Source organism: Pradoshia eiseniae, from assembly GCF_002946355.1.
Lineage (GTDB): Bacteria > Bacillota > Bacilli > Bacillales > Pradoshiaceae > Pradoshia > Pradoshia eiseniae.
Genome location: NZ_PKOZ01000008.1, coordinates 24,451 through 47,007, shown reverse-complemented (window position 1 = coordinate 47,007; position 22,557 = coordinate 24,451). Strand labels below are relative to the sequence as shown.

General features: G+C 43.3%; 17 protein-coding genes and 1 other annotated feature. Of the genes, 6 read left to right on the top strand and 11 right to left on the bottom strand.

Features of this window, described 5'->3' with window-relative positions:
- Positions 1 to 142: 142 nt before the first annotated feature.
- Complete coding sequence (tyrS, locus tag CYL18_RS13200; RefSeq protein ID WP_104849994.1) at positions 143 to 1,405, bottom strand: tyrosine--tRNA ligase; 1,263 nt, start codon at positions 1,403 to 1,405, stop codon at positions 143 to 145.
- Positions 1,406 to 1,542: 137 nt separating this feature from the next.
- Positions 1,543 to 1,778: a binding site (T-box leader), on the bottom strand.
- A gap of 165 nt (positions 1,779 to 1,943) precedes the next feature.
- Here tyrS and CYL18_RS13195 point away from each other — a divergent pair.
- On the top strand, positions 1,944 to 4,880 hold the full coding sequence (locus CYL18_RS13195) for a transglycosylase domain-containing protein (RefSeq protein WP_236636466.1): 2,937 nt from the start codon (positions 1,944 to 1,946) through the stop codon (positions 4,878 to 4,880).
- 192 nt (positions 4,881 to 5,072) lie between these two features.
- Here the strand turns inward: CYL18_RS13195 and CYL18_RS13190 are convergent, their stop codons facing one another.
- Complete coding sequence (locus CYL18_RS13190) at positions 5,073 to 6,437, bottom strand: sensor histidine kinase (RefSeq protein WP_104849993.1); 1,365 nt, start codon at positions 6,435 to 6,437, stop codon at positions 5,073 to 5,075.
- Entirely contained in the window at positions 6,434 to 7,108 is a 675-nt protein-coding gene (locus CYL18_RS13185; RefSeq protein WP_104849992.1) for a response regulator transcription factor, read from the bottom strand. The genes CYL18_RS13190 and CYL18_RS13185 overlap by 4 nt, the downstream gene beginning before the upstream one ends.
- Before the next feature lie 300 nt (positions 7,109 to 7,408).
- On the opposite strand from CYL18_RS13185, the gene CYL18_RS13180 reads away from it, so the two are divergent.
- Entirely contained in the window at positions 7,409 to 7,759 is a 351-nt protein-coding gene (locus CYL18_RS13180; RefSeq protein ID WP_236636465.1) for a PepSY domain-containing protein, read from the top strand.
- Between the two features lie 49 nt (positions 7,760 to 7,808).
- Here CYL18_RS13180 and acsA read toward each other — a convergent pair whose 3' ends face one another.
- Positions 7,809 to 9,527: an acetate--CoA ligase gene (gene acsA / locus CYL18_RS13175; RefSeq protein ID WP_104849991.1), complete on the bottom strand. Its 1,719-nt coding sequence runs from the start codon at positions 9,525 to 9,527 to the stop codon at positions 7,809 to 7,811.
- Between the two features lie 285 nt (positions 9,528 to 9,812).
- On the opposite strand from acsA, the gene CYL18_RS13170 reads away from it, so the two are divergent.
- Genes CYL18_RS13170 through CYL18_RS13160 form a run of 3 tightly spaced genes read left to right on the top strand, consistent with a single transcriptional unit; the run spans position 9,813 to position 12,282 of the window.
- Complete coding sequence (locus tag CYL18_RS13170; RefSeq protein ID WP_104849990.1) at positions 9,813 to 10,445, top strand: GNAT family N-acetyltransferase; 633 nt, start codon at positions 9,813 to 9,815, stop codon at positions 10,443 to 10,445.
- 29 nt (positions 10,446 to 10,474) lie between these two features.
- Positions 10,475 to 11,122, top strand: a complete 648-nt coding sequence (locus CYL18_RS13165) for an acetoin utilization AcuB family protein (RefSeq protein ID WP_104849989.1) — start codon at positions 10,475 to 10,477, stop codon at positions 11,120 to 11,122.
- Entirely contained in the window at positions 11,119 to 12,282 is a 1,164-nt protein-coding gene (locus tag CYL18_RS13160; protein ID WP_104849988.1) for an acetoin utilization protein AcuC, read from the top strand. Before CYL18_RS13165 ends, CYL18_RS13160 begins: the two co-directional genes overlap by 4 nt.
- Before the next feature lie 92 nt (positions 12,283 to 12,374).
- On the opposite strand, the gene ccpA is transcribed toward CYL18_RS13160, so the two are convergent.
- The 5 genes from ccpA to CYL18_RS13135 all read right to left on the bottom strand — a co-directional run bounded on the left by ccpA (position 12,375) and on the right by CYL18_RS13135 (position 16,443).
- The gene (gene ccpA / locus CYL18_RS13155) at positions 12,375 to 13,376 is read right to left on the bottom strand and encodes a catabolite control protein A (RefSeq protein WP_104849987.1); all 1,002 of its coding nucleotides are present in this window, start codon (positions 13,374 to 13,376) and stop codon (positions 12,375 to 12,377) included.
- A 203-nt stretch (positions 13,377 to 13,579) separates the two neighbouring features.
- Complete coding sequence (locus CYL18_RS13150) at positions 13,580 to 14,665, bottom strand: bifunctional 3-deoxy-7-phosphoheptulonate synthase/chorismate mutase (protein ID WP_104849986.1); 1,086 nt, start codon at positions 14,663 to 14,665, stop codon at positions 13,580 to 13,582.
- A gap of 239 nt (positions 14,666 to 14,904) precedes the next feature.
- Positions 14,905 to 15,234 carry a bacillithiol system redox-active protein YtxJ gene (ytxJ, locus tag CYL18_RS13145; RefSeq protein ID WP_104849985.1) on the bottom strand — a complete coding sequence of 110 codons (330 nt, stop codon included), beginning with the start codon at positions 15,232 to 15,234 and terminating at the stop codon, positions 14,905 to 14,907.
- A 60-nt stretch (positions 15,235 to 15,294) separates the two neighbouring features.
- The gene (locus tag CYL18_RS13140; RefSeq protein WP_104849984.1) at positions 15,295 to 15,912 is read right to left on the bottom strand and encodes a YtxH domain-containing protein; all 618 of its coding nucleotides are present in this window, start codon (positions 15,910 to 15,912) and stop codon (positions 15,295 to 15,297) included.
- Positions 15,913 to 15,939: 27 nt separating this feature from the next.
- On the bottom strand, positions 15,940 to 16,443 hold the full coding sequence (locus tag CYL18_RS13135) for a DUF948 domain-containing protein (RefSeq protein WP_104849983.1): 504 nt from the start codon (positions 16,441 to 16,443) through the stop codon (positions 15,940 to 15,942).
- 168 nt (positions 16,444 to 16,611) lie between these two features.
- On the opposite strand from CYL18_RS13135, the gene CYL18_RS13130 reads away from it, so the two are divergent.
- The gene (locus tag CYL18_RS13130) at positions 16,612 to 17,727 is read left to right on the top strand and encodes an aminopeptidase (RefSeq protein WP_104849982.1); all 1,116 of its coding nucleotides are present in this window, start codon (positions 16,612 to 16,614) and stop codon (positions 17,725 to 17,727) included.
- A 113-nt stretch (positions 17,728 to 17,840) separates the two neighbouring features.
- Here the strand turns inward: CYL18_RS13130 and murC are convergent, their stop codons facing one another.
- On the bottom strand, positions 17,841 to 19,142 hold the full coding sequence (gene murC / locus CYL18_RS13125; protein ID WP_104849981.1) for a UDP-N-acetylmuramate--L-alanine ligase: 1,302 nt from the start codon (positions 19,140 to 19,142) through the stop codon (positions 17,841 to 17,843).
- Between the two features lie 343 nt (positions 19,143 to 19,485).
- Entirely contained in the window at positions 19,486 to 22,467 is a 2,982-nt protein-coding gene (locus CYL18_RS19670; protein ID WP_330847596.1) for a DNA translocase FtsK, read from the bottom strand.
- Between the last annotated feature and the right edge of the window lie 90 nt (positions 22,468 to 22,557).

The following is a 22,557-nucleotide window of genomic DNA, read 5'->3' as shown; positions in this document are numbered from 1 at the left end:
ATTTTGATTTTTATCATCACAATAATGATTCTTCTCTCGCAAACTCCTTTAAGAATTCTTGGCTATTGCTAAACACCCATTCACCTAGTCATATAGCAATAAAAAGTCCCAGGTGCCTATGACACCTGGGATTCTCTATTTCTTATACATATTTAATTAGCGTGTATTTCTTCTTGCCGCGGCGGATGACCGTGAATTGTCCTTCAATCCGGTCCTCAGCGGACAATACATAAGAAAGATCGGTTACTTTATCGCCATTAATGCTGATGGCTCCGTTTGTAATGTCTTCGCGCGCTTGACGTTTAGATGGGGAGATTTTCGCATTCACGAGCAGCTCTACTAATGTTAGCTCTTCATCAGCTGCCGGCACATAGGAAGGCACGTCCTTGAAACCTTGCTTAATATCATTCGCGCTTAGCTCCTTTACATTGCCGCTGAATAACGCTTGCGTGATATTGATTGCTTTATCGAGCGCGTCCTGTCCGTGTACAAGGCGGGTCATTTCTTCCGCCAATGCTTTTTGAGCCTTGCGAAGATGCGGTTCTGTTTCGACAGAAGCCTCCAGTGCTTCAATTTCTTCCTTCGATAAGAAGGTAAAGATTTTTAAGTAGTTCACAACATCTTGGTCGGCTGTGTTAATCCAGAATTGGTAGAACTCATACGGAGTTGTTTTTTCTGCATCAAGCCAAACAGCGCCGCCTTCTGTTTTACCGAATTTCGTTCCGTCAGACTTTGTCACAAGCGGGATCGTTAAGCCATATGCTTTGGCGCCCTCACCCTGTGTTTTACGAATCAAGTCTAACCCAGTAATGATATTGCCCCATTGGTCACTTCCGCCAAGCTGAATTTTGCAATTGTAATTCTCATATAAATGCTTAAAGTCAATGGCCTGTAAAATGGTGTACGTAAATTCTGTGAAAGAAATGCCCGTATCGAGTCGTGAGGCAATCGTGTCCTTTGCCAGCATGTAGTTGATTCCGATATGCTTCCCGTAATCGCGCAAGAAGGTGATCATATCGAGGGATCCGATCCAGTCAAAGTTATTGGTCATAACTGCACCGTTTTCCCCTTCGAAATCAAAAATACGCCCTAATTGCTTTTGCAGGCACTTTACATTATGCTGAATTGCTTCAACCGTTTGCAATTGACGCTCCTGCGTTTTACCGCTCGGATCACCGATCATCCCAGTTGCTCCGCCGACCAGGATAATTGGCTTATGGCCAGCCTGTTGAAAACGGCGTAAAGTCAAGAATGGCAATAAATGACCGATATGCATGCTGTCTGCAGTAGGGTCAACACCGCAATATAAGGATGTTGCTTCTTTCTGTAATTGTTCCTTAAGGCCCTCTTCATCCGTCTGTTGATAAATAATGCCTCTCCATTGCAAATCCTGAAGTAAATCCATTGTCATTCCTCCTATTAGTTAAACAGCTAGACATAGCCCTCATTCGCTCACTTGCACTATAAAGCTGTATGATTGGTTCTTAAGACTATGTGCAGCAAAGCTTTGTAAATAAACACAAAAACGCCCCTTCATAAATATGAAGGGACGATGATTATCGCGGTACCACCCAACTTGCGGGATAAAAGCTTCCCGCCGCTTTCACCTTATAACGGCAAGGGCCCGGCATACGCTACACAGCCTGCCTTAGTGGCTTGCCTTCACGAATGCTGCTACAGGAGGTAATTCATTAACCCGTTTATACCGGTTTGCACCAAACCACCGGCTCTCTAGAACAGGGACGGATTAACTACTGGATTCCTGTCATTGCATTTTACTTTTTCATTGGATATGATGATATGAACTTTTTATCATATTTATCCTCCCCTTGTCAAACCCATTTTAGACATGAGCGAGACAAAAATGACAAAAATAGAATCTTTTATACGATTTTCCTACCTTATGCTATAATGTACATGATTTCTTATAGGAGTGTGAAAAATTGGAAGAGATAATCGCAAAAATTAAAAAAGGGGTCCAATCCCTCTATTCATATGTCACTCAGCCAACATTCAAGCGGAAAACAAGCATTACGTATCAAGTACTCTGGAATTATATTCTCATATTCATGATTGTCATCGTTCTTGGAATATTTTTTGCAGGCGGAGTAGGAGCAGGCTATTTTGCCTCCATCGTGAAGGATGAGCCTGTTCGAAGCGAAAAACAATTAAAAAATAGTTTGCTAAATTATGAGGAAACATCAGAGGTTTATTTCGCAGACAATGTATATTTAGGAAAGCTGCGCACAGATCTTGAGCGGCAGGAAGTGAAACTCGAGGATGTCTCCGATAATGTCAAGAAGGCATTGATTGCAACCGAGGATGCCTACTTCTACGAGCATGATGGTGTCGTTCCGAAAGCCTTGATGCGCGCTGTCTTCCAGGAAGTAACTGGTTCAGCCGTCCAAACAGGCGGAAGCACATTGACCCAGCAGCTGATTAAGCAGCAAATCCTTACAAACGAGGTCTCCTTTGACCGGAAGGCGAAGGAAATCCTATTGGCGATGCGCTTGGAGAAATTTCTCGAAAAGGATGAAATACTAGAATCATATTTAAATATTTCACCATTTGGCCGTAACTCATCCGGTCGAAATATAGCTGGTGTCCAAACGGCTGCGCAAGGGATCTTCGGCGTCGATGCCAAGGATCTCTCCTTACCGCAAGCAGCCTTTATTGCCGGCTTGCCTCAAAACCCCTATTCATATACGCCATTTACTCAGTTTGGGGAGGTGAAGGAGGATATCAGCCCTGGTCTTAATCGAATGAAAACTGTGTTGAAACGGATGTACAACAACGGAGATATTACGAAAAAGGAATATGAGGAAGCCTTAAAATATGATATAAAGGCAAATTTGGCGAAAAGACAGCCTTCCTCAACAGAGCGTTATCCTTATCTCACATATGAGGTAGAAAAAAGAGCGATTGAAATCATGATGCCAATCCTTGCTAAGGAAGATGGATATAAGCAGAAGGATTTAAATGAAAGTGAAGAGCTATATCAGCAATACTATAACCTAGCCGACCAAGCCATCAGGCAAAACGGCTATAAAATCCATACAACTGTCAATAAGAAAATGTACGATAATATGCAGAAGGTCACGAAGGAGTTTCCTTATTATCAAGGGACCCGGCCAGCTGATAAGATTGACCCGGATACCGGCGAAAAGGTAATAGTGAACGAGCCTGTTGATACTGGCGCCATTTTGATCGAGAACTCTACCGGCAAGATTTTAAGCTTTGTCGGCGGGCGTGATTTTGAACGTGAGCAGCTGAACCATGCAACCGCTGCTGTCCGCTCAAATGGGTCAACGATGAAGCCATTATTGGTATATGCTCCCGCAATAGAATACGGAGTATCTTTCCCAGCGAAAACATTGATTAATGCTCCAATCAGTATCAATGGCTATAGTCCTGGAAACTATGCTGGAGGCGGAATCACTGGTTTGACGACAGCCAGGGAAGCATTGAAGAAATCATACAACATCCCTGCCGTACTGCAGTATAAAGAAATAGTGAATCGCCGTCCGGCAGAATATCTGAAAAAAATGGGCTTCAGCTCACTACATGAAGCCGATTATACGAATCTTTCAACTTCCTTGGGAGCCCTTGAAAGAGGGGTCACTGTCGAGGAAAACACCAATGCATTTGCCACATTTGCTAATGGCGGAGAATTTGTTGATGCATATATGATTGAAAAGATTGAGGACAATGACGGAAACATCATCTTCGAGCATAAGTCAAAGGCGACGAAAGTATTCAGTCCGCAGACCGCTTATCTGACATTGGACATGATGCGTGATGTCCTTACATCAGGGACAGCTGCCGGGATTAATAGCAAGCTGAAATTCTACAGTGATTGGGCCGGCAAAACCGGAACGAGCCAAAGCTTCCGCGATGCCTGGTTCGTGGCTACCAATCCGAACGTGACCTTTGGTGTTTGGATGGGCTATGATTCAAATGGCTCCGTGGAAACAGGTGGCATGAGCTATTCCCAACGTAACCAAAGCTTATGGGCCCGATTGATCAACTCAGCCTATGATGTGGATCCTAAGCTGATTGCTCCATCAAGCCGGCATCAAATGCCTGGCGGAATCGTGACAAGATCCTACTGCATGCTGACAGGAACACTCGCATCTGGAGCATGCGCGGAAGCCAAGCTGACCGTCTCTGATTATTTCAATGCGAGCCATCTCCCTAATGGAGGCGGAAATATGCCGACATCAAGTGAAAGCTATGTGTTCATTAATGGCAAGAAATATCTCGCCCACAAAGGTACACCTGCTGAGTTCACGGTAAAAGGAATTGCCGTAAGCAGCGACTTCTTCAATAGCATTGGCGGCCAATATGTAACCGACAAATCAGCCATCATGCCGAAGGGCGATAACTACAAGAATCTTATCATCGGCGGAGCTACATTAAATGATAATGGTAAAGCACCTGGTGCCCCATCTGTTACGGTAAACGGCAAGGCGATCAGCTGGAGTGCCTCAGGTGACAGCGACGTAATTGGCTATTATGTATACCAAGATGGCAAAAAGGTCGCAAGCATAAAAGTTGATGATTCTCGAAGCTTCTCATCAAGCGGAAAAGGGACCTATCATGTGGTCGCTGTCGACATAGCCGGCAATCTATCAAAGCCTTCTAATCTGATTGAATTCAATAAAGAAGAGAAAGCTGAAGATAAGAAAGAGAACAGCCAAAAAGACGACAAGAAAAAAGATGACAAGAAAAAAGATGACAAGAAAAATGAGGAAGATAAGAAGCCAGCAGATGAGCAGAATGAGCCCTCAGATGAAGGAGAATCATCTGACGATCAACCAGCAGAACCTCGAGAGCAATCCAAGCCTGAAGAGGATGAGGATGAGGATGAGGCTGCTTAACTAATCAATTTGAATAAAAAAGGGCTGTCCCCAAAAGTCCGTTATTAAACGGACTTTGGAGGCAGCCTTTTTGATTTAGGAAAATAGACAAATTCATCTTTATTACTAACTAAGGAGACAGACATTATATGCCTGTCTCCAATTTATCTGATATTTAATGCTTTCGGAGCGAGAGCCAATCCATCTGTGCTATTACATATTTCTCCTTTTTGGAAGGCTAAATCGAAACAAACTGCCCGCACCAAGTTGACTGTCAACCGTAATGGTTCCCTGATGCATTTCTACAATCCACTTAGCCATCGAGAGTCCAAGTCCGGCATTCCCGTTTACCGTGCTCGTTCTTGCTGAATCAACCCGGTAGAACCGTTCCCAAATTTTCTCCTGCTCCTTCTTGTCAATGCCGATTCCATTATCAGATATCTCCCCAATAATTCGATCAGCTTCTTCATAGAGTTTGATTTTGACAAATCCATTCTCCCGATTGTAAGTAATTCCGTTCATCACCAGATTCATAAGCAAGCGCATCAGTAAGGTTTGATCGGCCTCTATCATCAATCCAGACTGGATATCCTCTACGACAGAAATGCCGTTCTTCTCCCCACTCTCTCTCATTTCATCAGCAACCATTTCGGCGAGTTCGCTTATATCAAAGGTCTCATATATGATGGGTGAGCTGTCTTGGTCCTTCCTTGCCAGCTGCAATAATTGGTGGATTAATTCAGACATTTTCGTCGACTGCCTTAGGATTGACTGCAGCGCTTCCTTCATTTCAGCCTGATTATCGAGCTGGGTAAGAGCATATTCCGTTTGTGAAATGATGACAGATGTTGGCGTTCGCAGTTCATGCGACGCATCGGCGGTGAACCGCTTCTCATTCTCAAAAGCTGTCTCTAGCCTTTCAAACATGCCATTAAAGGTTTCAGCAAGTTCATGAATTTCATCCTTGGTGCCAGATAAATGGATTCGCTTCGACAAGTCCTTCCCATCCCTGATTTCATAAACAGCACGGTTCATCTCTTCTATAGGGTGAAAAGCTTTCTTCGTAATCCAATAGCCGCCAAATCCGGCTAAGAGAAGAAGAAGCGGAAATGCAACGAGCACGATGAGAAAGATAATCTTCATCGTTTTCACAAATGAATCTATTGCCATAATACTGCGCACCCAAATACTCTGACCATTCTCGATGAGCTGATAATCATAGCTCAGCCATTCAGTTTGATTATATTCTGACCGCTTGATTTGATCATGCTTAAATCCTTCTTCTTGCTGGTAGCCGGCAGGCGGATTTCCTGCCAATAAGCCCCCATCTTCATTGTATATAAGGATGCTAACACCATCATCATAGTATTCAAATTCGTGATCAATGACTGCTCCGCCATCCTTGATGGCGATACCATCAAGACTGTCACTGACAGCTTCTTTTAATTGTTTCTCAGCTTGATATGTGACCGCCTGTCCAGCAAACAGCCAGATAAGTGTGAACGCAAACCCCATAATGAGGAGGATGAGTCCTGTGTACCAAATAGTTATCTTCATCTTTATGGATAATTTCTTCATGATTTCCCTCGCAATACATATCCGGAGCCACGGACGGTCTGAATCAGTTTCAACTCATGCTCGCTATCGATTTTCTTTCGTAAATAACGGATATACACATCAACAATATTGGAACCGCCCTCATAATCGTAATTCCAGACATGCTGTTCAATTTTCTCTCTCGAAAGGACGATTCCTTTATTCCGAATTAAGTATTCTAAAATGGCGAACTCCTTGCTCGACAGCTCTATTTCCTTATTACCGCGCATGACAGTACGAGCATTGCAATCGACCATCAAATCCTCAATATGAAGGATATTGGACACACTTCCGAATTGTCTCCTTGTCAGAACCCGAATTCTCGCTAGAAGTTCATCAAAGGCGAATGGCTTTACTAAATAGTCATCTGCCCCGCTATCCAGTCCAATTACCCTGTCTTCAATGGCATCCCTAGCCGTGAGCAAGAGCACTGGAATCGTCTTATCTTCAGAGCGAATGGTTCTTAAGACTTCTAAGCCATTGATGTTTGGAATCATGATATCTAATAGGACGCAATCATAATCGGCCAGGCTCATATAATAAAGAGCATCCGCCCCGTTATCTACAGCATCCACGCTGTAATGATCCGCGATCAGCCTTTTAACCAGCACTTGTCGCAGGTCCTGTTCATCTTCTACAATAAGAATCCTCATTGATAGACCCCCTTTTATGCGATTACCTTTCTTCCATCATATCATTGCTACATTAAGGTAAAATGAAAACCGAATGCTTCATGATAATCCAAAATAACACGCTATTTTATGCTATTAATCTTCCTTTAATCTTTACCGTTTATGATGATAGTGAAGGAGGAAATACAGATGAACCTACTCAATATTTTCATTCATGCGTTATCCTAAAGAAGTTTTTTACCCGGATAAAGGGAGGAAAAAACAGCAGCAGGATGCAACATTTTTATACAAAAACAGTAACTAATATGGAGGTAACAGGATATGAAGGACGTAATTAAAAGCATGCAGGAGAAGATAAAAAGCAGGAAGAAAGTAATCATCATGGCGGCAAGCTCAATCATCGCGCTTGGCATTATAGCCGTAGGTGGCTATATCGGCTTAGGCTATTATTATGCCAGCCAAAATAACAATTACACAGAAAGCCAGGCAAAAGAAATTGCATTATCTCATGTGGATGGAGAAATTCTAACAATAACAAAAGAGATTGACATAGAGGATAACCCGACCGACTCAGAATATGAATATGAAATTGAAGTAAAAACAGCTGACAATCTCCTTCAAGAAGTGGCAATCAGCTCCCGTACCGGAACGATTGACCTTGATGACGAATAAGACAGAAAAAACCGGCCTGTAAGCGGACAGGCCGGTTTTTTCTTGTCAATTAATCTTCCATAGTGGATAAATCACCCGTCGGTAGTTCAAGCTCCCATGCCTTTAAGACACGGCGCATGATCTTACCGCTTCTTGTCTTAGGAAGCTTTTCTTTAAATTCAATCTCACGCGGGGCAGCATGGGCCGCTAAGCCCTGTTTTACAAACTGGCGAATCTCTTCAATCAGGTCATCAGATGGCTCATATCCGGAACGTAAAGCGATAAACGCCTTAATGATTTCTCCCCGGACAGGATCAGGCTTGCCAATGACTCCAGCTTCTGCAACAGCTGGATGCTCTACCAGCTTGGACTCTACTTCAAATGGTCCAACCCGTTCACCAGATGTCATGATGACATCATCAATTCTTCCTTGGAACCAAAAGTATCCATCTTCATCCATATAGGCAGAATCTCCAGAAACATACCAGCCTGAAGGCATAAAATAGGATTCATACTTCTGTTCGTTATTCCAAATCTGGCGCATCATGGACGGCCAGCCTTTTTTGATGGCAAGATTCCCCATTCGGTATGGCGGAAGCTCATTACCTTGGTCGTCAACTATGGCAGCGACTACACCCGGTATCGGTTTGCCCATAGAACCAGGCTTAATTTCCATGCATGGGTAATTACAAATAAGCTGAGCACCTGTCTCTGTCATCCACCAAGTATCATGGATACGTTTGCTGAATACCTTTTGTCCCCATTTAATAACCTCAGGATTGAGCGGCTCTCCGACACTTAAGACATGGCGGAGGCTTGAAAGATTAAATTTACGGACAATCTCATCTCCCGCTCCCATCAGCATGCGGAAGGCAGTCGGAGCGCTGTACCACACGCTGACATGGAATTCCTCAATGGTTTTATACCACGCTTCAGGCGAGAACCTGCCTCCTGTGACAACCGAGGAAGCACCACCCAGCCATGGTGCAAATATTCCATAGGCTGTGCCTGTCACCCATCCTGGATCAGCTGTACACCAATAGACATCCTCTTCCTTCAAATCTAGTACCCATTTTCCTGTCTGCAAATGCTGAATCATCGCATTGTGCGCATGGAGTACGCCCTTGGGTTTACCAGTAGATCCAGATGTATAATGCAGAATCAGACCATCTTCCCTGTCCACCCATTCAATTTCCAGCTCTTTCGATGCATCCTTGAATTTGCTCAGGAAATCAATGTTTTTACCAGTTTCCTCAACATCACTTCCGACAACAAAAATATGCTTCAAATGAGGCAGTTCATCAGCAGGAATCCTCCCAACAAGCTCAGGTGTGGTGACAATAACGCTCGCCTCACTGTCTGCAAGCCTGTCCTTAACGGCCCCTTCCATAAATGCTTCAAAAAGTGGTCCGATAATCGCACCAAGCTTAATAGCTCCTAACACAACAAAATATAATTCGGGTGTTCTAGGCATGAAAACGAACACCCGATCACCTTTTGAAACATCTCCAAATTCCTTTAGGACATTCCCAGCCTGATTAGATAGGTCCTTCATTTCACTGAATGTATACTTCTCGAAACGATTAGGGTCCTTATAATAAAGTGCCACCTTGTTTCGCCGGAATGTCTCTGCATGCCGATCGATTGTTTCATAGGCAGCGTTAAGCTTCCCAGTTTCATGCCAGGAAAATTCCTTTTCAACTTCCTTCCAATCAAAGCTGCGATAGGCTTCATCATAATTAGCTAAATTAAATTGACCTTGTTCGACAGAAAGCGCTTCCAGTTTCATAGACCAATACCCCCTCAATCAAATGTAAAGATATTCCTAGTATAGTATAAAACCCATTTTATCTCAATTTTTTAAATATTTGATAACTTATGTAAGTATGTTACAATTTTTATGAATAGATTGATTTCCAGCTAAATCCTTCTTCAACCATAAAATGAAAGCGCTTTATATCATCTAGGTACCTTCATAAACGTCCCTTCGACGAAAAATGTTCATATCCATATCCATGAGCAATCTTTGAAATACTGTATAATAACGTTATTAAGTGACCTAGGTGGTGTATGAATGCAACATAAAAAAATGTATAACAAGAGGATGTTAGAGACCCCCCGCGGGCCGCTCACCATTGAAGGCCCCGTTACAAAAGATACATTAAAAGAGCTTAAATTTCATGAGGGGCTTGTCGCTTTCCGTGTACCAGAGAAACAGCATCAAGCATTAATTCAAATCAGTGACTTGCCAGAAGGCAGGATTATCATAGCAAGAGAAGAGGATACCATCGTCGGATACGTCACTTATCTATATCCTGACCCTCTTGAAAGATGGTCTGAAGGCAAGATGGAAGATTTATTGGAACTTGGTGCAATTGAAGTCATTAGAGAATACCGCGGAGCTTCTGTCGGCAAGAACCTGCTTCAGGTTGCCATGCTGGATGATTTCATGGAGAACTACATCATTATTACAACCGAGTATTATTGGCATTGGGATTTAAAGGGCAGCGGTCTGAACGTTTGGGACTATCGCAAAATGATGGAGCGGATGATGAGTGCAGGGGGACTTGAATGGTATGCAACAGACGACCCTGAGATTTGCTCCCATCCAGCGAACTGCTTAATGGCTCGGATCGGCAAGAATGTAAGCACTGAAAGCATTCAAAAGTTTGACCAATTGAGGTTCATGAACCGCTATATGTACTAGACATCATCTTTAATGAGGAGGCAAGCACTGTGATAATTGAAGATATCATGATTAAAGATGTTATAACACTCACACAGGACGCAACCATAGAACAAGCCATAGAGACCGTTAAAGAGAAGAAAATCCGGCATATTCCAATCGTCGATGACAATCAGAATCTTGTCGGTTTATTATGTGATGTTGATATTCGTTCAGCTACTCCATCAATCTTCCGTATTGATGAATATAAGGATGATTTATTAAAGCCCGTCAGCGAGATTATGGTCAAGGAGGTTCTGACTGCACATCCCCTTGATTTCGTCGAGGAGGTTGCGTACACCTTTTATGACCGGAGAATTTCCTGCATGCCTGTCGTCAGCAACCAGAGGTTAATCGGAATTGTTACAGAAACCGACCTGCTCCATACATATGTGGAATTGACCGGAGCTAATCAGCCCGGTTCCCAAATTGAAATCAAAGTAAGAAACAGGCCTGGGACACTAAGTGAAATAGCAGCCATCATTAAGAGAATGAATGCAAATGTAAACAGTATTTTCATCTATCCTTTTAAAGATGACCCAGCCGTCAAGGTTCTTGTCCTTAGAGTGCAAACAATGAATCCGACCAAGATTATCGACAGCCTGTCATCTGAGGGATTTGAGGTCATTTGGCCTGCCGGACCGGAGATGGAGTCATGAAAGAGGGCTCCTTTGTATACTCACCAGATATGCAAGGCTATCGCTTCAATGAGACACACCCTTTTAACCAGCGTAGATTGCAGCTGACCGTTGACCTCCTTGAACAAATTGGAGCGCTGAAGCCCGAGGATTGCGTTATGCCAAGAATGGCCACTGATGAGGAATTGAGGCTTGTCCATGATATAAATTATATTGAGGCAATCAAACAGGCAGGCACAGGCAAACTAGATCCTGATACCGGGTTAAATTATGGCATCGGTACGGAGGATACACCCATTTTCCCCAACATGCATGAAGCAAGCGCCCTGCTAGTTGGAGGAACGCTTACTGCCGTCGATGAGGTGATGGAAGGCCGCGCACGGCATGCAGTCAATCTCGGTGGAGGTCTGCATCATGGCTTCAGGGGGAAGGCGTCCGGATTTTGCATTTATAACGACAGCTCGGTCGCCATTAAGTATATGACTGAGAAATACCATGCGCGGGTGCTCTATGTGGATACAGATGCCCATCATGGAGATGGAGTACAATGGACATTCTATGATGACCCAAATGTGTGCACCCTCTCTATCCACGAGACAGGGAGATACCTCTTCCCTGGGACTGGCAATGTCAATGAGCGCGGAAATGGCAAAGGCTATGGATTCTCCTATAACGTGCCGCTTGATGCATTTACGGAGGATGAGTCGTTTCTCGAGAGCTATGAACTAGCCTTCAGGAGGGTAATTGAGTACTTTAAACCAGATGTTATTCTGACGCAAAACGGTGCTGATGCCCATTACTATGATCCGTTAACCCACTTATCGGCTACCATTCGCATCTACGAGGAAATCCCCAAGCTTGCTCATCAGCTGGCACATGAATATTGCCATGGGCGCTGGATTGCCGTAGGAGGCGGCGGATATGACATTTGGCGTGTCGTGCCGCGGGCATGGTCAAGAGTTTGGCTGGAGATGGCTCATCTTCCCTCTCCATCAGGCAGCCTCCCAAAAGAATGGATCGATAAATGGTCCCCTCAATCTCCCGTAACCCTGCCATCGACATGGGAGGACCCGCCAGGATTGTACAAGCCCATACCTAGAAAGGCAGAGATAACCGAGAAGAATCGAAAGACGCTTGAGCAAGCGCTTTATCCCATTCAACGAACATCCACCAAAGAATAGCTAGATAGGAATGAATAATAACAATGGACCATCCTGATAAAAGAAAAAGCTGAACCTGCTGTTTATTGCATAAACAAGGTTCAGCTCTTTTTTTAGTTTCTAGTGGAGCCTCTAAGCTCCAAACGATGCGGAAGGATGACGGAGGATTCTTCGACTTCCTCTTTATTCATCAATTTCGTCAATAAACGCATGGACACCGCTCCAATATCATAGAGCGGTTGCACAACTGTTGATAACCGAGGACGCACCATCAATGATAACCGCGTGTTATCCGAGCTGATGACCTCAAGCTCCTCAGGGATCTTGATGCCCCTGTCATAGGCAGCATGAATAATTCCTAGTGCCGCTTCATCAGAACTTACATAAATGGCTGTTGGACGCTTATCCAAATCTGCCAATTGGCTTAGTGCTTCCACTCCGCTGTCATAGGAAAAATCAGTTTCGATGACATAGTCTTCCTCGAAGGAAAGGCCAGCCTTCTCCAAGGATTCACGGTAGCCTGGCATGATGTTCTTTCTTGTAATAGCATCTGTCGCAGGGCCCGTCACAAGGGCTATGCGACTATGTCCGTTACCCTCAAAGAATGCAACCGCATCCATAACAGCCTGTTTGTAATCGATGTTAACGGATGGAATTTGCTCCGTATCTTCGACTGTGCCAGCCAAAACAACAGGTACAGGCGATTTTTTCAATTCTTCAATATGCTCCTCTGTGATATTGGAGCTCATGAAGACAACACCATCCACTTGTTTACCAAGCATCGTTTGGATTAAATGCAGCTCTTTGTCATGATTGGCATCAGAGTTGCTAAGGATAATATTATATTTATACATCGTTGCAATATCCTCAATTCCCCTTGCGAGTTCCGCATAGAAGATGCTTGAAATATCCGGGATAATAACCCCAACAGTGGTGGTTTTCTTGCTCGCCAATCCCCTTGCAACCGCATTCGGGCGATAGCCGAGCCTTTCAATAACTTCATTAACTTTCTTACGTGTCGCAGGTTTCACATTTGGATTCCCGTTGACAACACGTGAAACCGTCGCCATGGAAACATTCGCTTCACGGGCAACGTCATAGATGGTAATATTCATTTTTATACACCGCCCAATTCATCAATTAACTTTTTACAATAGTATTAGTGAAAAAAGTATCTAATAGTATATTATTATTTTTATGATACTCTAACCTGCCGTTTCCTGCAAATAAACCAAAATACCTACGACAAAAATATTGTATATATAATTTCTTCTAATGAAAAAAGGACTGCCCCATATGTGCAGTCCTTTCTCGAATACTATATTCTCATACCTGATTGTTGGCTGAATGGCTGAACTTCCTTGACAAACTCATCAAATTGTTTGAGATCCATTTGCTGAGCAGAATCAGATAAGGCTACAGCCGGGTCTGGATGGACTTCTGCCATGACGCCATCTGCACCAATGGCTAGCGCTGCTTTCGCTGTTGGAATCAACAAATCTCTTCTTCCGGTTGAATGCGTGACGTCAACCATGACAGGCAAATGCGTTTCCTTCTTCAGGATAGGCACTGCAGAGATATCCAGTGTGTTGCGTGTCGCTTTCTCATATGTGCGGATGCCACGCTCACATAGGATGATATTGCCATTCCCCTGCGACATAATGTATTCGGCCGCATTGATGAACTCTTCAATGGTGGCTGCGAGCCCTCTCTTTAAGAGGACAGGCTTATCAATCGCGCCAGCTGCTTTCAATAGTTCAAAGTTTTGCATATTACGTGCGCCGATTTGGATGACATCGATATATTTGGCTGCCATTTCGACATCAGCTGGATTAACGATCTCACTGATGACAGCTAAATCATATTCATCTGCCACTTGCTTCAAAATCTTTAGACCCTCTTCTCCAAGACCCTGGAAGTCATAAGGAGATGTACGCGGTTTATAAGCACCGCCTCTCATAAGCTTAAATCCTTTATCTTTAATAGCCTTAGCGACCGTAGCTACTTGCTCGTATGATTCAACTGCACATGGTCCGAAAACAAAGGACGGCTCGCCGCTTCCGACTTGATGCCCTTTTAAGGTAATGACCGTATCCTCAGGCTTCTTCTTCCGTGAAACCAGTAAGGCTTTACGATGATCATCCTCTTGCAATTCTAAGCTCGCTTTGAAGATTTCTTTGAAAATGTGCTCAATGGTCGACCTTTCAAAGGGTCCATCATTGTTTTCGATGAGTGTATTGAGCATTTCTCTTTCCCTGACTGGATCGTAGCGATACTGGCTTTGCTTGCCCTTCACTTCTCCTATTTTCTGTACGATTCTTCCACGTTCATTAATAAGGTTCAATAATTGCAAATTCAAACTGTCAAGTTGTTCCCTTAATTGATCCATTTCTTTATTACTCAAGTACCATCATCCCTTTCTGTTTTGCAAAGCGGCTTAACCATGACTGAAATAACGAATAAAAATTCAATAGAGCTAATGCTAAAATATTCTATTTTCAGTATAATTGAAACCTATTATAACGGATTAAAGACTGATTGTCACGCAAAAAACCTATACCACTTTTAAGCGTTAAAGCAGTGAAATAATGATAATCCCAGATAAATAAAAGCCGGTATGAAAAATTTCATACCGGCTTATCATTATTTAGAGTATTTTAACACAGCATTCTCCATCTTTTCCACAGTGATTTGCTGATGAGAGGCATCCCAAACCGCTTTTCCCTGATGAAAAAGGATAGCTTGTGGAGATTCATGCTTAATGCCTGTTAATTCTGCCACATAGTTGGAGAGAGGTCTTGAATCCTGTACGGCCAGATAGGCAGATGGAATGTCTTGATGAATCTCGGTAAATTTCGTATATTCACCGAAAGCTGCCAAACTGATTGGACAAGTCAGGCTGTGCTTCATGAATAAGAATAGGTCCTGCTCTAATAGTGGCGTCAATTCATTTTCATTGGATACTTTGTTCATCCTTAATCTCCTCCGCTAGGTTCTATCCTGGCTGTTATATAGATACAGCTGAAAAAGGACTTATTGCTTGTTTGAATCTTTATCCTTTGAAGAATTGGTTTCCACTTTCACGGATTTAACATCCCTAGAAGTTGTTGCAGATGTTCCGGAATAAGCATTTCCACTCGCCGTGGATGTAAATCCTGTCTGATTAGAAGCATATGTTTCCTCTTCAGCACGGTCTTTATCACTGATTGCCTCAGTACCTTCATATACATCATCCGGTGAATCTACGACGACATTTGTTGTTGCCATTCCGGGTGTGGTCATTTCCGGTGAGGATGTTTCTTCAGAAGTCATATCCTCATTATTTTTCTTGCTAAGCTTTGTTTTGACAGCATCTGTAAGCGGAGCACTTTTCTCCTTCGCTACAGAAATCCATTCAGTTCCCTTCTCCTGGGCTGTTTGTTTCCATGCTGAGCCTTTCTCGGTTGCTGTTTGTTTAAAGGCAGTTCCTTTTTCCATTAAGGCGCTGCTTTGTTCAGACAGGTCCACCCTTAGCTCTTTTCCTGATTTAGGAGCGAGGAATAAAGCTGTTGCTGCTCCTACTAATCCTCCGACAATTGCTCCTAAGACAAAATTACTTGAGGACATGCTTTCATCTCTTTTAGTGTTGTTTGTTAGATCACTTTTACCCATTTTTCATTTCTCCTTCCAAAGTTTAATTTATGAATGAGAACGCTGATATCTGGTTTCTGGTGCTGGTACTGACAGATATTCATCTTGAAGCTCTTCTTGCTGCTGTACAGCTTCTCTCTCTGCTTTTTTTGCCTTCCATCTATTGAACAGCTCGATACATACATTGCCCCATTGGACAGCCTGGGCAATTTTCGGGTTATGCTCATTTGCTGCGATTTGGACACGATCAGTTACTTGGTCAATTGTAGTGTTTACCTTTTGGATAGAACCTCCTACACCTTTGACCGCTTCAACTACCGTATTCAGGCTTTCAGATTTTACTTGAAGGTCTTCAGCCAGCGCATTTGTTTTTTGTAGCAAGAGGGCTGTCTCAGTTGTGATTCCCTGCATTTGCGTTTCTAAACCTTCCAATGTTCCAGAGACGCTTTCCATTGTTTCCTGCAAGGCTTTTAAGGTATTGGACAGATAAACAACCAAAACCACAAAAGCAATAGCGATAAGCGCCACGCTCAAATACAAAATAATTTCCATCCACATTCACTCCATCTCTAAAATATACTTAATTTCTTACCCCTTACTGTCTTATTTAAACTATAAAGGATTTTTATATGTAAAGGCAATGAGGCTTTACATATTAATAAATAGGATAAACTGCGGTACAATGATACTAAATGGAATTTGAAAGGAGACAGAACAATCTTGAGAGACCCAAGAATACAGCAATTAGCCTACAACTTAATTAATTATTCAGTGGATTTGCAAAAAGGCGAAAAAATCTTGATTGAGAATATAGGCATTCAGCCTGACCTCGTGAAGGCATTGGTGCAAGAAACGTATAAGGCTGGAGGATATCCATTCGTATCAACGAAAGACCCTTCCATTGAAAGAGAACTTCTTCTCGGAGCATCTGAGGAGCAATACAAGACGGTAGCACAATTCGAAGCAGCCGTTATGAAGGAGATGGATGCATACATAGGCCTTCGCGCAGGCGATAATATTTCAGAACTTTCTGATGTACCATCTGAAAAGATGAAAATTTTCAGTAAGTCTATTACTCAAGACGTCCACCTCGGCATCCGCGTGCCAAAGACGAAATGGGTTGTGCTGAGATACCCGACCAATTCAATGGCGCAGCTTGCCAAAATGAGTACGGAGGCCTTTGAGGATTTCTATTTCAATGTATGTAATTTGGACTATGGAAAAATGGCAGAGGCGATGGATGGCCTCGTAGGGCTAATGAATCAAACGGATAAGGTTCGTCTTACGGGACCTGGCACTGATCTCACCTTCTCAATCAAGGATATCCCTGCCGTTAAATGTGCAGGCTTAAGAAACATTCCTGACGGGGAGGTTTATACAGCACCAATACGGGACTCCGTTAACGGGACTATTACCTATAATACGCCTTCTCCTTATCAAGGCTTTACCTTCGAAAATGTGCGACTCACATTTGAAAATGGCAAGATTGTCAAAGCGGAAGCGAATGATACTGATCGCATTAATCAAATCTTTGATACAGATGAAGGAGCTAGGTATGTGGGAGAATTTGCGATTGGCGTCAACCCGTTCATTACAGAGCCAATGCAGGATATTCTCTTCGATGAAAAAATTGATGGCAGCTTCCACTTCACACCTGGCCAATGCTACGAAGAAGCCTATAACGGAAACCAATCTAGCATTCATTGGGATCTCGTCAACATCCAACGTAAGGATTATGGAGGCGGCGAAATTTATTTCGATGACCAATTAATCCGTAAGGATGGCATCTTCGTGCATCCTGATCTCTTGGCCTTAAACCCTGAAAATCTAAAATAAAGGCATTGGCAGCTGTAGGACACGGCACAACCGCACGGACGGCCATCTTCAGGCCGTAACACTGTCAAGATAAATTGAAGACCCTCCAGAAAAATTCTGGAGGGTCTTACTGACTAATTTGTGATTAGATTCTCATAGGCGGCCTGAACCTTTTGAATGTCTCCTGCTCCCATGAACAGCAAGACGCCATCGGAATGATTTTTTAATACAGAAGGATCATCCTCTTGAATGATTTCTGCTCCTTCAATCTTCTCGCACAGGTCTTTGACAGAAAGCTTGCCATTCAGTTCACGCGCAGAGCCAAATATCTCACATAAGTAAACCTTATCCGCCTCCGCAAGCACCTCAGCAAAGTCATCCAAAAACTTTTGCGTTCTTGAAAACGTATGCGGCTGGAATACTGCCACAACCTCACGCCCAGGATACTTCTGGCGCGCAGAATCAATCGTTGCACGAATCTCGGTTGGATGATGGGCATAATCATCAATTAAGATTTGGTTATCGACCTTTTTCTCAGAGAACCTTCTTTTAACACCATTAAATGTCAAGAGACGTTCCTTGATAACCTCCACATCAATCCCTTCATAATGGCAAAGCGCGATTACAGCCAGCGCATTTAAGACTGTATGACGGCCAAACATCGGGATGGTAAATGTTTCATAATAATTATTGCGCACATGCACATCAAACGTCGTGCCCAACTCGGATGTAACGATATTCTTCGCTTGGAAATCGTTCTCCTCATTGAGGCCGTAAAAAATGACCGGAACTTTCGCCTGAACTTTTTGGAGCTGTTCATCATCTCCGCAAGCAATGATTCCCTTTTCAACTTGAAGGGCCATTTCTTGGAAAGCAGAGAATACATCCTCAAGATTAGCGAAATAATCAGGGTGGTCAAAATCAATATTCGTCATGATGGCATAATCCGGCTGATAGGACAAGAAATGACGGCGGTATTCACAGGCTTCAAAGACAAAGTACTTTGAGTCGACCTGACCCTTCCCGGTCCCATCTCCAATCAAATAGGATGTTGGCTCGGCACCGCTGATAACATGAGCCATCAAGCCAGTCGTGGATGTTTTGCCATGCGCTCCCGTAATCGCAACGCTGACGAACTTTTTAATAAAATCTCCAAGGAATCTAGGGTAACGAATAACCGGCAGTCCTAATTCAAGGGCTCTCATGATCTCATCATGACTGTCTGGAAAAGCATTTCCCGCAATAACGGTCATGCCTGGCTGAATATTTTCTTTGTTAAATGGCAGGATTTTAATGCCTGCTTTTTCTAAAGCAACCTGAGTGAAAAAACGTTTTTCATAATCGGATCCTTGTACCTGGTATCCCATATCATGCAGGATTTGGGCGAGTGCACTCATCCCCGATCCTTTTATCCCTACGAAGTGATAAACTGTCATAGAATGAACCTCCAACAAACGTCTATCCTGTATAACAGTATATGACGGTTTCATTTTTTTGCTAATTTTCTGTTCGATCTCTTATTATAAAATGGATATACGAAAACACATAATAAATCAACATAGAATAATAACCACAACTCGTATGATTATAAACCTATTAGATGATTTAGTACACTTTTTCTTTCGTTCCTTCTTTTTAGAGGAACATTTTTACTTTATACCCTTTATTCTATCCAAAGAGATGACATATCTATGTCTTTATTGCTCATCTTCTTTATTTTTTGAAAAACCTTTTGGGATTCCTTCTATCGAAAGGAATCCCAAAGATTAAATTAAACCGTTAATATGATAAGTGAGAATCCTGGATGGCTTCCAAATCTGCCTCTGAAATAAGCACCTCTCGAGGCTTGCTTCCCCTTGCCTCAGAAAGAACACCTTTTCTTTCCATGATATCGATTAGTCTTGCGGCACGATTATAGCCGATTCGGAAACGGCGCTGAATACTAGATATAGAAGCACCGCCCATTTCTACGGCAAATTCACAAACCTCAAAATAGAGCTCATCCTTCTCCTCCTGCACATCGGCATGCTTAACTAAGTCTGCTGGCTCAAATAAGTAATGCGGTTTTGCCTGTTCCTTAACATGCTCTACGACCTTCTCAATTTCATCATCGGTTACAAAGGTACCTTGCAAACGAACGGCTTTGGATGTGCCATTCTCCAAGAAGAGCATATCACCTCGTCCAAGCAGCTTCTCCGCTCCACCTTGGTCCAAGATCGTCCTTGAATCCACTTGTGAGGAGACAGAGAAAGCAATTCTCGTAGGAATATTGGCTTTGATTAGACCAGTAATGACATCGACTGATGGACGCTGTGTAGCCACGAGCAAGTGAATGCCGCATGCCCTTGCTTTTTGGGCAATTCGGCAAATCGCCTCCTCTACATCGGCTGGGGACATCATCATCAAATCTGCTAGTTCATCAATAATGATGACCAAGTAAGGAAGCTTATGTTCAAGCTGTCCTGACTCGGTTGCCTTTTGATTATAGCGAACGATGTCACGAGACCCGGAGTGAGCAAAAAGCTCATAACGCCGGTCCATCTCCTCAACCGCCCATTTTAAGGCAGCCGTTGCCGCCTTCACGTCCGTAATCACAGGCGCAGCCAAATGAGGGATATGATTATATGGTGCTAGCTCGACCATTTTCGGGTCAATCAACAGCAAGCGGACATCACTTGGATTAGTTTTGTAAAGTAAGCTAACAAGAATGGAGTTGATGAATACACTCTTGCCAGAACCTGTAGAACCGGCTACTAGTCCATGCGGCATTTTCTTCAAATCCGTCACGATTGGATTGCCTGAAATATCAAGCCCAACCGCTGTCGTGAGCGGAGATTCCGATTGAACGAAAACATTCTCCTCTAATACTTCACGTAAATAGACGGGGCGTGTGCGCAAATTCGGAATTTCAATGCCAATCATGCGCTTGCCTGGGATTGGCGCCTCAATTCGAATGTCTTTTGCAGCGAGTGAAAGCTTCAAATCATCACTCAAATTCGTGATTTTGCTCACCTTAACTCCAGGTTCAGGCTGTACCTCGAATCTTGTAACAGAAGGTCCCTGGTAGTAGGCAAACACTTTTGCCTTCACATTAAATTGTTCTAGCGTCTGATCAAGCAGCTCCGCTTGCTCAGCTAGCCAATCAGAATCTTCTTGAGCAGCCATTTTAGGCTTTAGGATAGAGATATCCGGATAGTTATAGTAATCGGAATCAATCAGTTTTTTTTTATCCGCAAGGACGGCCGGCTCCTGCTGTGCTTGTTTCGGTTTTTCACCTGCTTGGCCTGTTGTAAGCCTTGCCTTGTCCTGCTTGAGCATTAAAACATTAAAAGGAATATGCTTTCTTCGCTCCTGAATCCTTCTCGCACGTTCTGCTTTGCGCTCATCATCTTCCTCAACCCGGTTAGTGATAACTTCAAGCTTTGGTTCTCGGGATGGCTCAACAGACGATTGCTCCTCCGCTTGGCCAAATCCATTAGCCTCCTCTTGTACGGGCGCCTCAACAGCCTCTATCACACTATCCTCAAGCTGGATTTCTTTTACTGTCTCCGCAGCATCTTGAGCTATATCAGATAAGATGTTTTCCTTTTTCTCTTCTGTATCAGGCTCATCAACAAAAATCGCCTCATTCACTGCTAAATCATTTGGCTCTAGTTCTGACTCATTGCTTTCATCTATCCTCATTAAAGGCGGCAGCTCCTGCACTTCTGCGCTTGAACTCTCAACCAATAACTCAGAATCATTCCATTCTGCAGATAAAGCCACCTTTTCTTCCGGCATTTTTGTCTCTTCTGTATTTATTGCCTTGGTCTCCACAGGTATATGCATTGCCTCTTCCCTAAACGCTTCAAGAGGCTGTTCCTCTTCTTCTTTAACGAACTTGACAGCATCATTTTCCTCTGCCAACTGGAATTGAGTATTATCAGTTTGGGCTGTTTCTTCTAGTTCAAAAACAGCCTCATCTTTAAAGGATTCATGGATATCATGATTCTCCACAGCGGGATGGAACGCAACACTCTTTGCAGGTATATCCTGCTCTTCTTGCTGGATGTCTGCTATTGGCATATCCGGATAGGCAGGCATATTGGCCTGCTGAATCAGCGACCTCTCTTCTTTGGTCGCAAGACGCTCTTCCTTCCATTCCTGATTTTGCTCATTAAATGCACCATCATTCTCATATGTATGATGCGCCTCGGCTGCTTCTTTCTCCATGATGGCTTTATTCGGACCCTTTCCTTTCATCAAGGCTAATACAGAATCCAGCGTAGGCTGTGTAGACAACTCATATTCAACTGTTTTTTGTCTTTTCGTCCCAGCCGCCCTATTTTGGAACCCATATATAGGGGACGGGATTTCCGTTCTCCTGAATGGCGTATTGTTTGGCTGGATCGTTGACGGGACATTCTTTTGCCTTGCCGCCTTCGCGACGGGTTTCTCCGCTTTTGGGAGCGGCCTTTTCTCTAAGGAAGGAGCAACAGGCGTCCACTCGCTATACTCGCTATATGCTTCTCTGCTCCCGGCCTTCTGCATTTTCTTCCGCTCATTCAAACGCTTGATTTCCTCATCCGATATCAATGGAAATTTAAAATTATCTTTTGGATATTTATATTGAATTTTCGTTTCTATTCCAGTCTCTTTCTCAGCCTGCGGCTTGCTTCGATTATCCTTTGGCTTTTGAGGTTTTGGCTCTTGGTCATAGACTTCAACTTCGTCTTCCACATCATCATGAAACCAATCAACAATCTTTTTGAAAAAGCTCATACCTTTCCTCACACTTTCTTTATTCATGATAAGTCTTTATTTTATCAAAAAATTCATGTTATTAAGGGGTTTTCTTATGAATTAGTATCA